At 73.1% G+C, this 14,045-nt stretch carries 12 protein-coding genes and 2 tRNA genes; 10 read left to right on the top strand and 4 right to left on the bottom strand.

All coding sequences use genetic code 11. From position 1 onward, the window contains the following. Positions 1 to 19: 19 nt before the first annotated feature. Positions 20 to 826, bottom strand: a complete 807-nt coding sequence (locus CFP65_RS06930; RefSeq protein WP_104815254.1) for a fumarylacetoacetate hydrolase family protein — start codon at positions 824 to 826, stop codon at positions 20 to 22. A gap of 125 nt (positions 827 to 951) precedes the next feature. Here CFP65_RS06930 and CFP65_RS06925 point away from each other — a divergent pair, with 125 nt between their 5' ends. The 6 genes from CFP65_RS06925 to CFP65_RS06895 all read left to right on the top strand — a co-directional run bounded on the left by CFP65_RS06925 (position 952) and on the right by CFP65_RS06895 (position 8,957). Beyond that, the gene (locus CFP65_RS06925) at positions 952 to 1,386 is read left to right on the top strand and encodes a RidA family protein (RefSeq protein WP_104815253.1); all 435 of its coding nucleotides are present in this window, start codon (positions 952 to 954) and stop codon (positions 1,384 to 1,386) included. 195 nt (positions 1,387 to 1,581) lie between these two features. Further along, positions 1,582 to 3,201: an amidohydrolase gene (locus CFP65_RS06920; RefSeq protein ID WP_217368144.1), complete on the top strand. Its 1,620-nt coding sequence runs from the start codon at positions 1,582 to 1,584 to the stop codon at positions 3,199 to 3,201. Between the two features lie 47 nt (positions 3,202 to 3,248). Then, positions 3,249 to 3,548, top strand: a complete 300-nt coding sequence (locus CFP65_RS06915) for a hypothetical protein (protein ID WP_104815252.1) — start codon at positions 3,249 to 3,251, stop codon at positions 3,546 to 3,548. 98 nt (positions 3,549 to 3,646) lie between these two features. Beyond that, positions 3,647 to 4,612 carry an ABC transporter ATP-binding protein gene (locus CFP65_RS06910; protein WP_217368143.1) on the top strand — a complete coding sequence of 322 codons (966 nt, stop codon included), beginning with the start codon at positions 3,647 to 3,649 and terminating at the stop codon, positions 4,610 to 4,612. Continuing rightward, positions 4,609 to 6,024: an ABC transporter permease gene (locus tag CFP65_RS06900; RefSeq protein ID WP_254552266.1), complete on the top strand. Its 1,416-nt coding sequence runs from the start codon at positions 4,609 to 4,611 to the stop codon at positions 6,022 to 6,024. Before CFP65_RS06910 ends, CFP65_RS06900 begins: the two co-directional genes overlap by 4 nt. Before the next feature lie 89 nt (positions 6,025 to 6,113). Then, positions 6,114 to 8,957 carry a bifunctional YncE family protein/alkaline phosphatase family protein gene (locus CFP65_RS06895; protein ID WP_104815250.1) on the top strand — a complete coding sequence of 948 codons (2,844 nt, stop codon included), beginning with the start codon at positions 6,114 to 6,116 and terminating at the stop codon, positions 8,955 to 8,957. Positions 8,958 to 9,021: 64 nt separating this feature from the next. Here CFP65_RS06895 and CFP65_RS06890 read toward each other — a convergent pair. Continuing rightward, positions 9,022 to 9,108 (bottom strand) — tRNA-Leu (locus CFP65_RS06890). 148 nt (positions 9,109 to 9,256) lie between these two features. After that, positions 9,257 to 9,341: transfer RNA gene (locus CFP65_RS06885), tRNA-Leu, on the bottom strand. Positions 9,342 to 9,584: 243 nt separating this feature from the next. Between CFP65_RS06885 and CFP65_RS06880 the strand changes: the two genes are divergently transcribed. The 3 genes from CFP65_RS06880 (at position 9,585) to CFP65_RS42020 (ending at position 12,694) form a co-directional block, all read left to right on the top strand. Beyond that, complete coding sequence (locus CFP65_RS06880; RefSeq protein ID WP_104815249.1) at positions 9,585 to 10,922, top strand: M20/M25/M40 family metallo-hydrolase; 1,338 nt, start codon at positions 9,585 to 9,587, stop codon at positions 10,920 to 10,922. 192 nt (positions 10,923 to 11,114) lie between these two features. Further along, a complete protein-coding gene (locus CFP65_RS06875) occupies positions 11,115 to 11,354 on the top strand; it encodes a chaplin (protein WP_174805510.1) in 240 nt (79 codons plus the stop codon). A gap of 257 nt (positions 11,355 to 11,611) precedes the next feature. Then, the gene (locus tag CFP65_RS42020; protein WP_104815248.1) at positions 11,612 to 12,694 is read left to right on the top strand and encodes a chaplin; all 1,083 of its coding nucleotides are present in this window, start codon (positions 11,612 to 11,614) and stop codon (positions 12,692 to 12,694) included. A 57-nt stretch (positions 12,695 to 12,751) separates the two neighbouring features. Here CFP65_RS42020 and CFP65_RS06865 read toward each other — a convergent pair whose 3' ends face one another. Continuing rightward, positions 12,752 to 12,961, bottom strand: coding sequence for a DUF5703 family protein (locus CFP65_RS06865; RefSeq protein ID WP_104815247.1), 210 nt, complete (start codon positions 12,959 to 12,961; stop codon positions 12,752 to 12,754). Between the two features lie 384 nt (positions 12,962 to 13,345). Between CFP65_RS06865 and CFP65_RS06860 the strand changes: the two genes are divergently transcribed. Beyond that, complete coding sequence (locus CFP65_RS06860; protein ID WP_104815246.1) at positions 13,346 to 13,945, top strand: hypothetical protein; 600 nt, start codon at positions 13,346 to 13,348, stop codon at positions 13,943 to 13,945. Positions 13,946 to 14,045 lie beyond the last annotated feature (100 nt).

Here is a 14,045-nt window from a genome sequence, read left to right as displayed (position 1 = left end):
GTGCGGGCCCGGCGGCTGGTCAGCCGTCGAACCGGACGGTGGTGCGCAGGGTGCCGATGCCGGGGATCTCGGTCTCCACCACGTCCCCGTGGGCGAGGAAGCGCTTGGGCTCCCGGGCCACCCCGACGCCGCCGGGCGTGCCGGTCAGCACCAGGTCGCCGGGGCGCAGCACGGTGAAGGTGGAGATGTAGGCGAGCAGGTCGGCCGCGTCGAAGACCAGCGTCCGGGTGCTGTCCCGCTGCACCTGCTCGCCGTTGACCCGGCAGATCACCTCGACCCCGGCGGCCGGGTCGAGCTCGTCCGGGGTGACCACCACCGGGCCGAGCGGGGTGGAGGCGTCCCAGGCCTTGCCCTGGAACCACTCCAGCGTCCGGTACTGCCAGTCGCGCACGGAGATGTCGTTGGCCACCGTGTACCCGGCGATCCCGGCCAGGGCGGTGGCGCGGTCGGCCCGCCGCAGCGTGGTGCCGACCACCACGGCGAGCTCGGCCTCCCAGTCCACCTCCAGGCCCTTGGGCAGCACCAGGTCGGCGGTGGGGCCGAGCAGGGTGTCCGCGTACTTGGTGAAGAGGGTGGGGTGGGCGGGCAGCTCCCGCCCGGTCTCCCGGATGTGGTCGGCGTAGTTGAGGCCGCAGCAGATCACCTTGCCCGGCGCGGGCAGCGGCAGCACCGGCACGGCCCCCGCGATCACCTCGCCGGTGGTGTCGGCCACCGCGCCCGAGGCCAGGAAGGCCGAGAGGTCGGCGGCCGGCAGCGCCCGCCACTCACCCCCGTCGAGGACTGCGGCGCTGGTACCGGCCGCGTGGGCCACCGTCGCGAGGTGCATCAGCCTTGCTCCCCTTCGTCCGTGCCGGATTCGGCGTCCGTATTTCATTATTTCTACGGCCGTCACAAGACTGTCAATAGATGTTACGGTGACGGCGCCCAAGTTCCCGTCCCCAGGAGCTCGCCATGGCAACCGATCTGACGCCCGTTCCGGTCAACCCCCCGAACCTGCCCAAGCCCAGCGGCTACTCGCACGGCACCCTCAGCGGCAACACCCTCCACCTGGGCGGGCAGACGGCCCTGGACCGGGACATGAAGATCGTCCCGGGCGGCATCGTCGAACAGTTCCGGCAGGCCTTCGGCAACGTGCTCACCACCCTCGCCGCCGCGGGCGGCCGCCCCGAGGACCTGGTGAGCATCACCCTCTACCTCACCGACATCCCCGACTACCAGGCCCACGGCCGCGAGATCGGCCGGGTCTGGCGCGAACTCGCCGGCCCGGTCTACCCGGCGATGGCCGGCATCGGCACCACCGCCCTCTGGCAGCCCGAGGCCCTGATCGAGATCCTCGGCGTGGCCGTCATCCCGGACGACCGCCTGATCCGGCCCACCTCGGCTTGACCGGGCCCACCTCGGCCTGACCCGGCCCACCTCGGCCTGACCGGGCCTGCTGCTGCCCGGCCCGGCGCGACCGGACCTGCTGCCGCCGCCTGATCCAGCCCGCTACCGCCTGACCCGGACCGCTGCCGCCCGACATCCCTCGCCCGCTGCCGCCGGGCCCCCGCCCACCCCCTCCGCGCCCCCTTGGAGACGCCCGTGTCCTCCGCCGACCTGCTGCTCCGAGCCGGCCGCATCCACACCCTCGTCCCCGGCGAGCCGCCGCAGCGCGCGCTGGCCGTCCGGGGCGACCGGGTGTACGCGGTGGCGGCCGCGCCGGAGGGGCTCGACCACCTGATCGGGCCGGCCACCACGGTGCTCGACCTGCCCGGGGCCACCGTGCTGCCGGCCTTCGACGACACCCACACCCACCTGATCGCGGCGGGGGACAGCGCCCAGGACGTGTCGGTGGACGGGGCCCGCTCGATCGCCGAGCTGCTCGACCTGATCCGGGCCCGGGCCGACCGCACCCCGCCCGGCGAGTGGATCCGCACGGCCGGCCACTGGCAGGAGCTCAACCTGGCCGAACGCCGCTTCCCCACCGCCGCCGAGCTGGACACCGCCACCGATCAGCACCCCGTGCTCGTGCTGCGCGGCGTGCACAACCAGGTGCTCAACGGCGTCGCCCTACGCCGCTGCGGCATCGATGCCACCACCCCGGACCCGGCCGGCGGCGCCGTCACCCGCGACCCCGCCGGGCAGCCCACCGGCCACCTGCGCGGCGGCCTGGCCCTGATCCGCCCGCACCTGCCGGTGCCCGACCAGCGCGCCAAGCTGGATGGCCTGCGGCTGGCCTCCCACGCTTACGCGGCCACCGGCATCGGCACGGTCCGCGACACCAACTCCTCCCTCGCCGACCTGGCGGCCCTCCGGCAGCTCCGCGAGGAGGGCGGCCTCGGCTGCCGGGTCCGGGTGCTGCTCTCCACGCTCGGCTTCAGCTCCCGCCACCAGGTCGAGGAGTTGCTGGACGGCATGGAGCCCTGGCGTCACCTCGGCGACCCCTGGCTGGGGGTCTGGGGCGTCAAGTTCTGGATGGACGGCGGCATCGAGGCCGGGGCGCTGGAGACCCCGTACTGCCCGGCGCACTGCCCGACCCCGGGGTACACCGGTCAACTGGCCTGGGAAGAAGCCGAGTTGCAGTCGGCGGTCGAGCTGGTCGCCCGGCGCGGCTGGCGGGTCGGCATCCACGCGTACGGTGACCGGGGGGTGCGCACCCTGCTCGACCTGTACGAGCGGGTGCAGGGGCGGCTGCCCGGGCTGCCGTACGGCACGCTGGTGATGGAACACGGCGGCCTGGCCGACGAGATCCAGCGCCGCCGCGCCGTCGCCCTCGGCATCCCGATCACCATCCAGCAGCCCCTGCTGCACGACGCCGCCGCCATCCAGACCGAGTACTGGGGCGAGGACCGGGTGGCCGCGCTCTTCCCGGCCCGTGCCTGGCTGGACGCGGGCGCCGACCTCTCGGCCGGCTCCGACTACCCCGTCGGCGCCTTCGGAGCCGCCCACTCCCTGCACGGCCTGACCACCCGCACCACCGTGGCCGGCGTCCTCGGCCCGGCCCAGACCATCACCCGCGCCGAGGCCCTCGCCCTCCACACCACCGCCGCCACCCGCCTCACCCACGAGACCCACCTGCGCGGCACCCTCACCCCCGGCCGCCTCGCCGACCTCACCATCTGGCCCGCCGACCCCACCACCACCCCCACCGAGGCCCTCGCCACCCTCCTCCCCACCCACACCTTCCTCGGCGGCACCCCGGTCCATGCCCCGCAGGCCTGATCCGCCTATCGTGGGTCGGAGTTGATCGTCGACGGGGGGAGCCGATCGTGCAGGACGGGACCATCCGGATCAGCCGGGATCATGACCCGAAGTTCCCGTTCTTCGAGGTGTGGGTCGACGGAGCCCAGGTGGGTCGCCTCTACCCCGGCGGAGAGATCGCCGTCCCCGTCCGGCCGGGCCACCATCGGGTGCAACTGCGCTGGTCGGGTCTGCGCTGGGTCAACCGCGGCAAGAGGGACAGTGAGACCTACGGGGTCGCGGTGACGGAGGGCGCGGTGGTCGGCTTCGACTCCCGCGTCGAGTTCAGTGGCTGGCCCCAGACCAGGATTCGGCTGCGCCGCGCATGAGGACCCTCGGCCGACTGATGTTTCGCCACCGTTCAGTCGTGAGACTCTGAGCGTGCCCCGTCAAGCCTTACGTTCCCCGGGGAACGTAAGGAGGGGCCATGCAGGAGAGTCAACCCGCCGTACGCGCACGTGACTTGACCAAGAGCTTCGGTGACGTCCTGGCGCTGGACGGGGTGAGCCTTGACCTGGCGCCCGGGCGGATCCACGGGCTGGCCGGGCCGAACGGGGCGGGGAAGACGACGCTGCTCGGGCTGCTGCTCGGGCTGGTGGTGCCCGATGCGGGGGAGTTGGCGGTGCTGGGCCGGCCGGTCGGGCGGGCCCTGGCGGGGCCGCCGCAGGTGGCCGGATTCGTGGACGGGCCCGGGCTGTACCCCTCGCTCACCGCGCGGAAGAACCTGGCCGCCTTCGCGGCTCTGCACGGCGGCCGCCGCACCCGCCCGGCCCGGATCGACGAGGTGCTGGCCGAGGTCGGGCTGACGGCGGTGGCCGAAGACCGGGTGCGGGGCTTCTCGCTCGGCATGCGGCAGCGCCTCGGCCTGGCCGCCGCGCTGCTCACCGAGCCGCGCCTGCTGGTACTGGACGAGCCGGCCAACGGCCTGGACCCGGCCGGCAAGCAGCACGTGCACGCCGCCCTCCGCCGGCTCGCGGCCGAGGGCGTCACGGTGGTGCTCTCTAGCCACCGGATGGACGACCTGGCGGCCCTCTGCTCCGAGGTGACCATCCTCGCCGCCGGCCGGGTCCGCTTCGCCGGCCCGCTGGAGAAGCTGGCCGCCGACAGCCCCGAACTCGACCACCGCCTGCTCACCTCCGACCCGCCGGCCGCCCGTACCGTCGCGGCGGCCACCCCGGGCGTCCGGGTGGTCGAGGGCGAGGGCCCGCTGGTCGTCCGCGCCTCGGCCCCGGCCGTCGAGCACCTGGTCGGCGCCCTGGTCCATGCGGGGATCCGCCTCCGCGAACTCGCGCCCGTGGTACCGCCATTGGAGGCCGCCTTCCTCGCCCTGACCGAGCCGGAAACCACCCAGTCGGCCGCCCGGCCGGCCGACCGACCGGGGGAGCAGCGATGACCACACCCACGACCGACCCAATCCCCACCGCCGACCCGGTCCGCACTGCCGACCCAATCCCCACCACCATCACCCCGCCCCGCACGGCCGAGCTGACGATCCTCGCCGCGGAGCGCATCCCCCTCGCCCGGGTGTACCGCTTCGAGGCGGTCAAGCTGGTCGCGCAGTGGCGGGTCCGCCTGCTGGTGCTGGCCTGCTGGCTGCTGCCGGGGCTTTTCGTGGCGGCCGTGGCGCAGCAGGGCACGCTGCCCTCCGACACCCTGTTCGGCCGCTGGATGCACGCCACCGGCTGGGCCGGCCCGCTGGTGGTGCTGGGCTTCGCCGGGTCCTGGGCGCTGCCGCTGCTGGTCTCGGTGGTCGCGGGCGACGTGTTCGCGGCCGAGGACCGGCTCGGCACCTGGCGGCACCTGCTGGTGACGGTCCGTTCGCCGCAGCGGATCTTCGCCGCCAAGGCGCTGGCCACCGCCACCGTGCTGGCGGTGCTGGTGGCCGGGCTGGCAGCCTCCGGCATCCTCGGCGGCCTGCTCGCCGTCGGCAACCGGCCGCTGCCCGGCCTGGACGGGCACCAGCTCGCGCCCGGCGAGGCGGCCGGCGCCGTGCTGCTCGCCTGGCTCTGCGCGCTCGCGCCCACCCTGGCGCTGGCCGCGATCGGGCTGCTCGGCTCCGTGCTGCTCGGACGCTCGCCGATGGGCCTGCTGCTGCCCGCGCTGGTGGCCGTCGCGGTGCAGGTGGCCCAACTGCTGCCGCTGCCGGTGGAGTTGCGGCTGGCCCTGCCCGGCTACGCGTACGTCTCCTGGCACGGGCTGTTCACCGCCCCGGCCCGGCCCGAGGAGCTGCTGATCTCGGTGGTGGTCAGCCTGGCCTGGGCGGCCGTGGCCACCATGGCGGCCCGCAGGCTGTTCGTCCGGCGCGATTTCACCACCGGCAGCGAGGACGGCGCGGGCCGCCGAGCGCTCACCCTCGGGGTGCTGCCGCTGGCCGGTCTGCTCGCGCTGACCGTCGCGGCGGTGGCCGCGGCCGAGCCCGCGAGCGGCACCGGCCTCACCCAGGCCAAGGTGCAGCGCGCGGTGGCCACGGCCTTCGCCCACCTCTACCGGCTGCAGACCGAGCAGCTGCACCGCCCCGCCGTCACCGAGGACCAGCTCGCCGCCACCGCCGCCTGCGAGCGCGGCGACGGTCAGGTCGACCCGCAGGGCGCGGGCAACGACTGGCGCTGCGTCGTCTCCTGGCACCTCCCGGGCGTGGCCGCCGCCGGCCAGGCGGTCTACCAGCTCGACCTCGCGCCGAACGGCCAGCTGGTGGCCGACGGCGACGGCCCCAAGGAGGTCAACGGCTACTTCCTGGTCCGCACCCCGACCGGCGACGCCCCCAACCCGCTCTGGCAGTTCGACGCCGAGCTCCCCCTGCTCTGAAACCCCGAGGCCCTGCTCCGACCTCCCGCTGCTCTGACCTCCCACACCACTGCACGCGTACCACTTCGACCGCACGAAGGGACAGCACCATGCAGGTGATCCGCCGCCGCGTACCCCGCCCCCGTCCGCACTCCGCCCTGCTCGACAGTCGGCTCGGCAGTCGGCTCGGCAGTCGGCTCGGCAGTCGGCTCGACGGCCGGCTCGACGGCCGCCTGGGCCGCCGCCTGGGCCGCCGGGCCACCCTCGCCACCGCCTGCGTCACGGCGGTGGCCGTGGCCACCGGCACGGCCCTGGCCGCCACCGATCGGTTCGGCACCGAGCAGGTCGGCCAGGTCACCGCCGACGGCCAGGTGATCTCCAGCGACCAGTACCTCGCGCCCTACGGCACCCGACTGCTCGTCAACGACGGCAAGATCATGGCCTCCCGGCTGAGCCCGGACGGCGGCCACCTGGCCGCCACGGTCGCCGACGGCGACGCCTCGCTGGTCGTCATCGACCTGAAGACCGGCCGGGTGCAGCAGCGGATCGGCACCGCCAAGGCCGACGACCTGCGGATCCCCACGGGTGCGGTCGGCCAGGAGGCCCCGGTCTACTCGCCGGACGGCAAGCAGCTCTGGCTCGGCCAGCCCGACGGCTACACCCGTTTCACCGTCAACCCTGACGGTTCGTTGAGCAACCCGGTGGCGGTGGCCGTCCCGGCCGACGGCAGCAGGCACGCGCTGGCCTCCGGCGCGGCCTTCTCCGCCGATGGCGGCACGCTCTACGCGGCGGTCAACGGCCAGAACCGGGTGGTGGCGATCGACACCACCACCGGCGCGCTCGGCCGGAGTTGGACGGTGGGCAACGCCCCGCGCGGCCTGGTCCGGGTCGGCCAGAAGCTGTACGTGGGCAACGAGGGCGGCCGCCCGGCCACCGCCGGGGACGCCACGCTCAACTCGTACGGCACCCAGGTGCCCGCCGACCAGCGCACGGGCGCCGTCACCACCGGCACGGTGAGCGTGATCGACCTGGCCCGCCCGAGCGCCGCCGTCCGCACCCTCACCGTGGGCCTGCACCCGACCACCCTGTACGCCAAGGACGGCGTGGTGTTCGTGGCCGACACCGGCACGGACGAGGTGTCGGTGATCGACACCCAGCGCGACAAGGTCGTGCAGACCATCTCCACCAAGCCCTGGCCGGAGGCCTCGGTGGGCTACGAGCCCACCGCCGTCACGCTCACCGGGGACGGCCGCCTGCTGGTCACCCTCGGCCGGGCGAACGCGGTGGCGGTCTACCGCTTCACCAGTGCGCAGGAGCCGGTCGGCTACGTGGGCCTGCTGCCCACCGACTACTTCCCGACCGAGATCGCCACCGTCGGCTCGCAGGTGGTGGTCTCCAACACCCGGGGCGTCGACGCCCGGCGGCCGAACTCCACCGGCGCGCACAACACCCACGACACCACCTCCAGCCTGACCCGCTTCACCCTGCCGAGCGACCGGGTGATCCGGGAGCAGACGGCCAAGGTCTTCCGGCAGAACGGCTGGACCGCCGGCGCCGTCCGCACGGCCGACCGCACCGCCGACCGCGAGGCCGACCGGCGCGGGGCCCGGCCGGTGCCGGTGCCGGCCCGGCTCGGCGACCCGTCGACGATCAAGCACGTCTTCCTGATCGTCAAGGAGAACCGCACCTACGACCAGCTGTTCGGCGATCTCGCCCAGGGCAACGGCAGCCCGGCGCTGGCCCAGTTCGGCGCCGCCGTGACGCCCAACCAGCACGCGCTGGCCCAGCAGTTCGGGCTCTACGACAACACCTACGACATCGGCACCAACTCCGCCGAGGGCCACAACTGGCTGATGCAGGCCGACAATCCGGAGTACACCGAGTCCTCGGCCGGCGAGTACCTGCGCAGCTACGACACCGAGGACGACGCCCTCGGCCACCAGCGTTCGGGCTTCCTGTGGACCGGCGCCCAGGCGGCGGGCAAGAGCGTGCGCGACTTCGGCGAGTTCCAGCAGTTCCTCAGCAAGCCCGCCGGGGCCGACTGGCAGGCCCTGTACTGCGACGCCAAGACCATGGCCGCCACCGGCAAGCCCACCGCCTACCCGCTGGACTCCTCCTCGCCGATCCCCTCGCTCAACTCCGTGTCGGTGCCCGGCTTCCCCAAGTTCGACCTCGACGTGCCGGACCAGTACCGCTACCAGGTCTGGAAGCAGGACTTCGAGCAGCACGGCCCGGCCGCGCTCAACATGCTCTGGCTCTCCAGCGACCACACCGGCGGCCCGGCGAGCCCGGCCGCGCAGGTGGCCGACAACGACCTGGCCACCGGCAAGATCGTGGACGAGATCTCGCACAGCCCGTACTGGAAGGACTCGGCGATCTTCGTGGTCGAGGACGACTCCCAGGCCGGCCTGGACCACGTGGACGGCCACCGCGCGCCGATCCAGGTGATCAGCCCATGGGCCCAGCACGGCGCGGTGGACAGCCGCTACTACTCGCAGATCACCATGGTCCGCACCATCGAGCAGATCCTCGGGATCCACCCGATGAACCAGAAGGACAGCGCGGCCAGCCCGATGGCCACGGCCTTCACCACCACGCCGGACTACACCCCGTTCACGGCCGTCCCCAACCGCACCTCGCTGACCGACGGCCTCAAGACCCTCCCGGCCTGCGGCGCCGACACCCCGACCGCCCCCGGCACGGCCCTGGCACCCAAGACCGTCGCCCCGCCCGCCGCCGACACGGCCCTGGTCGCCCAGTGGGAGGCCTGGAAGGGCCGGCAGCACCTCACCGGCCCGGACGCCCGGCCTGACTACGCGAACCCGGCCCAGCTGGACCACCTGGTCTGGTACCAGACCCACAACTGGACCACCCCCTACCCGGGCGAGACCACGCTGCACGCCCCGGACGAGGTACCCGGCGCCTACCTCCCCACCGCCGAGAACGACGGCTGACCCGCACCCGCCGACGCGCGGGGGAAACGCGGAAGGCCCCGGCGAGAGCCGGGGCCTTCCACTGTGGTGTCCGAGGGGGACTTGAACCCCCACGCCCGATAAAGGGCACTAGCACCTCAAGCTAGCGCGTCTGCCATTCCGCCACCCGGACAGGGTGTGTGCTCCGGAGGATCCTGCTGCCCTCCTCGGCGACAGAGAGAACACTACCAGTCTTCCGGACCACCTCTGACCAGCGGTTATCCGCCGAATCGGAGGGGAAACGCGGAAGGCCCCGACTGAGAGCCGGGGCCTTCTTGCTGTGTCCGAGGGGGGACTTGAACCCCCACGCCCGATAAAGGGCACTAGCACCTCAAGCTAGCGCGTCTGCCATTCCGCCACCCGGACCGGGTGTCTGCCCACGCCGCGCACGCTTCCGTGCCGCGCTGACATGGACAACTGTAGCAAAGATCGGCTGGTAGTCCCAAAAGCCTTTCCCCGGAGCCGCCCCGGGGCTTCGATCCGAGGGGAAACGGCGGGGCGGCGGCGGGAAATGGCACTTGGGGTGGCGGGGTGGCTGGGGGAGGATTGGCGCACCGTACCCGCACGGCAAACGGTGACGGGTCAGACGACCAGGGACGAGGAGTGATCGTGAGCGATTCGCAGGCCGATCGGCAGGGGGCCCCGAAGGTGACGGGGGAGTCCGAGGTCGCCGACATCTGCCGGGATCTGATCCGGATCGACACCAGCAACTACGGGGACGGCTCGGGCCCGGGCGAGCGGGCCGCCGCCGAGTACGTGGCGGCGCAGCTGGCCGAGTTCGGACTGGAGCCCCAGGTGATCGAGTCGGCCAAGGGCCGGGCCTCCACCGTGGTGCGGATCGAGGGAGAGGACCGGTCCCGCCCGGGCCTGCTGATCCACGGCCACACCGACGTGGTGCCGGCCAACGCGGCCGACTGGACCTACGACCCGTTCGGTGGCGAGATCGCCGACGGCTGCGTCTGGGGCCGCGGCGCGGTGGACATGAAGGACATGGACGCCATGACGCTCGCGGTGATCCGCGACCGCCTGCGCACCAACCGGAAGCCCCCACGTGACATCGTCCTGGCCTTCCTGGCCGACGAGGAGGCCGGCGGCACCTACGGCGCCCGGTACCTGGTCGACAAGCACCCGGGCCTCTTCGAGGGCGTCACCGAGGCGATCGGCGAGGTCGGCGGCTTCTCCTTCACCGTCAACGAGCGCAACCGGCTCTACCTGATCGAGACGGCGGAGAAGGGCATGCACTGGATGCGCCTGACCGTCGAGGGCCGGGCCGGCCACGGCTCGATGGAGAACGACGACAACGCGATCACCGAGCTCTGCGAGGCGGTGGCCCGGCTCGGCCGGCACAAGTTCCCGCTGCGGATCACCAAGACCGTCCGGGCCTTCCTGGACGAGCTCTCGGACGCGCTCGGCGTCGAGCTCGACCCGGAGGACATGGACGAGACGCTCAGGGTGCTCGGCGGCATCGCCAAGATGATCGGCACCACGCTGCGCAACACCGCCGCCCCGACCATGCTCGGCGCCGGCTACAAGGTCAACGTCATCCCCGGCCAGGCCACCGCCCACGTGGACGGGCGCTTCCTGCCCGGCTACGAGGAGGAGTTCCTGGCCGACCTCGACCGCATCCTCGGCCCCCGGGTCAAGCGGGAGAGCCTGCACAGCGACAAGGCGATCGAGACCGGCTTCGACGGCGCCCTGGTCGAGGCGATGCAGACCGCGCTGCGCGCCGAGGACCCGATCGCCCGGGCCGTCCCGTACTGCCTCTCCGGCGGCACCGACGCCAAGTCCTTCACCGACCTCGGCATCCGCTGCTTCGGCTTCGCGCCGCTCCAGCTGCCGCCGGAGCTGGACTTCGCCGGGATGTTCCACGGCGTGGACGAGCGGGTGCCGGTGGAGGGCCTGAAGTTCGGCGTCCGGGTGCTGGATCGTTTCATCGACGCCTGCTGAGATCCGCGGTCCCCTCCTGAGGGCCTTTTCGACCAGGTGTCGGCCGTGCGTACGAACCGTCACCGTGGCGGGTGAACCGGAACGGGGTCCCGTACCCCGTTCGGCCCAGCGTCGTTCACCCATTTGCAGTCGTGATTCCCGGCTGCGGATGTGCCACACAGCCACACCTTTTCGGTTCTCAGGAGGAACCCCGTGAAGATCAAGAAGATTGCCGCCGTCGTCGCCGCCACCGGTGGTCTGGCCCTGGCCGGTGCCGGTGTCGCCTCGGCGCACGGTGCGCAGGCCGAGGGTGCCGCCGTCGAGTCCCCGGGCGTGCTGTCGGGCAACCTGGTGCAGATCCCGGTGCACGTGCCGGTGAACGTCTGCGGCAACACCGTCAGTGTCATCGGCCTGCTGAACCCGGCCTTCGGCGACCACTGCGAGAACGTCTGAACCACGGTCGGCGATTGACGCCGGCGTCGTGAGCTCCCGTGCCCCCGGGCGGCAGGTCCACCGCCGCCCGGGGGCACGTTCCTTTTCCGGTCCGGTTCCCGTACGTCCCTTTCCGGTTCCCGTCCGGGATATCGATCACCCGATCGGATGAACGAAAACCGGTGGCTCAACCTTTTACCGGCGCGCCTCGTTGTGTGCTGCACGAGGAGCCTCGTCAGGAGTTCCGCCAAATTCCGACAATCACAGTAAGGGGAGTAATGCGACAGGTCGCCAAGAGGGGCATCCTCACGGCCGTTGCCACCGGCAGTGTGCTGGCCTCCACCGCGGGCTATGCCTACGCGAGCACCGAGGCCCAGGGGGCCGCGGTCAACTCGCCCGGGGTCGGCTCGGGCAACGCCGTGCAGGCCCCCGTGGACATCCCCGTGAACGCCTGCGGCAACACCGTCGACGTGGTCGGTCTGCTGAACCCGGCCTTCGGCAACGACTGCGCCAGCTCGACCCGGAGCATGCCCGGCCACCACCACGCGGGCCACCTGCCGCCCCCGCACCACTCCAGCCCGATGCAGCCCACCCGCGCGGGCAACGCCGACCAGTGGCAGCCCGGCCAGGGCCACCTGCACCCCGGCGCGGCCTCCTACGGCTCCTCGGCGGCCGGCGTGGCGCACAGCTCGCCCGGCGTGGCCTCCGGCAACCAGGTGCAGGCCCCGGTGAGCATCCCGGTGAACGCCTGCGGCAACACGGTGGACGTGGTCGGCCTGGCCAACCCGGCCTTCGGCAACGACTGCGGCAACGCGGGCCCCGCGCCGACGCACTCCACCCCGCCGCCCTCGCACCCCACCACCCCGCCGCCGCCCGCCGGCGGTGACGACTGCCAGCCCGGCGGCACCCACAACCCGCCCCCGCCCGGCCAGACCTCGCCCGGCACCGGCGGTCAGCCCCCGGTGAACCAGCCCCCGCCGCCGCAGGGCCCGCCGGTTCAGACGCCCCCGGTCAACACCCCGCCGGTCCAGGCACCCCCCGCGCAGACCCCGCCGGTCCAGGCGCCTCCGGCGCAGACCCCCGTGAGCGACACGCCGCCCGCGGGTACGCCCGGCAGCGACCGCAACGGCGGCCCGACCCAGGCCACCCCGGTCAGCTCCTCCACCGGCGGTTCCAAAGGCACGGGGGAGACCCGCACCCCGCGTCAGGGCGCCCGCAGCCTGGACACCGCCCCGGCCCGCGCCCAGCTCGCCTCCACCGGCACCAACGCGCTCGGCCTGGAGCTGGCCTCCACCGCCGGCCTGGCGCTCATGATCGGCGGCGGCGTGCTCTACCGCCGCTCCCGCGCCGGGGCCCGCTGACCCCGCCGCCACACCTCCGGGGGCACGGCACACCCGCCGTGCCCCACCGGCCGTGGCCTACCAGCTGCGGACCTGCCGGATGATCCGGCGGCGCAGCAGCACCGTCCGGCTGCCGTCCGGGAAGAGTTTCAGCCGGTCCAGCTCCCAGTGGCCGTACTCGGCGTGCTCGGTCAGCAGCTGCCGGGCGGCGTTCCGGCTGGTGCCGCGCGGCATCCGCAGCGACTGGTACTCGTACTCCGGTTGCCGGACCAGCTTCGGTGGGGTCAAGACTCTCCTCCTGGGTGCGCCGTGCAGGCAAGGGTACGGCCTGCCTGGGACTACTGGACCTGGTCGGACGGGGTGCGCCGGCGCCTCGTGCTCCGTCCCCGGCAGCGAGAGTCGCGCCGCCGGAGCTGACAGTCAATCAAATTTCCCGCTACCCCCAGGGATACCCCGGAGGCCCCGCCGGGATGCCCGCCCGGACGCCATGGACAGAGTGACCCGGGGCACAGCGTCAGGTCGTCCACCCCTCGGACGCCCCCCGCGGCAGTCCCCCGACCGGGGGAACAGAACCACGCGGACCGGACATCCGGGCGCAAGTTGCGGTGAATTCACGGGTGTAGGGGACAACCCCTGTGCGTTCCCCGGGTCAAGGGAGATAGCGTCAGCACCATGTCTGATGCCGCGCAGCTCACCATCTCCGAGGTACGCGCCGCCGCCGAGGCGGTCAAGGCCGCCATCGACCGCCACCTGGCCGCGGTCTCCGCCCCTGCCGAAGCCGACGACGCCGACGTCGTCACCGCCTACGAGGAGCTTGCCGCGGCGGCAATCGCGTACGACCAGATCCTCTACGAGGTCTACGACGAGGTCACCCCCTTCGAGGTGCCGGGGGACGAGGGCCCCGGCGCGTACACCGGCCCCGAACACCCCGAGGCGATCAGCGTGTTGATCCGCCGCGACTACCTGATCACCGACCCCAAGCGGCTGCGCACCCAGGCCGAACGGGTCGAGAGCTCCCTCACCCCGGGCGCCGACCCCGAGGGCGGCATCACGGCCGCCCTGGGCGTCCTCTTCGGCGAGTACGAGCCCGACGAGATCGCCGCCCGCTGCGAGGAGTTCGGCCTCGAGGAGGGCGACTCCACCCTCTGGGTCGCCGCCACCGAGCCCACCGAACCCGGCGAGTGGCTGCCCGAGCCCTTCGAGGGCGCCGACCCGCAGCTGCTGATCTGCCGCTTCGACGTCAGCGAGGTCTACGACGACGAGGTGGAGTAAGCACCGCCAGGGGCGCGGGGCTCTGCTGGATCAACCGCGCGCGCGAATCGGAAGAGGCTGACCTGCCATCTCCCACTGGGAGCCACTTGCACCGTCAACG

Source organism: Kitasatospora sp. MMS16-BH015 (genome assembly GCF_002943525.1).
Lineage (GTDB): Bacteria > Actinomycetota > Actinomycetes > Streptomycetales > Streptomycetaceae > Kitasatospora.
This window is presented reverse-complemented; position numbering and strand designations above follow the sequence as displayed.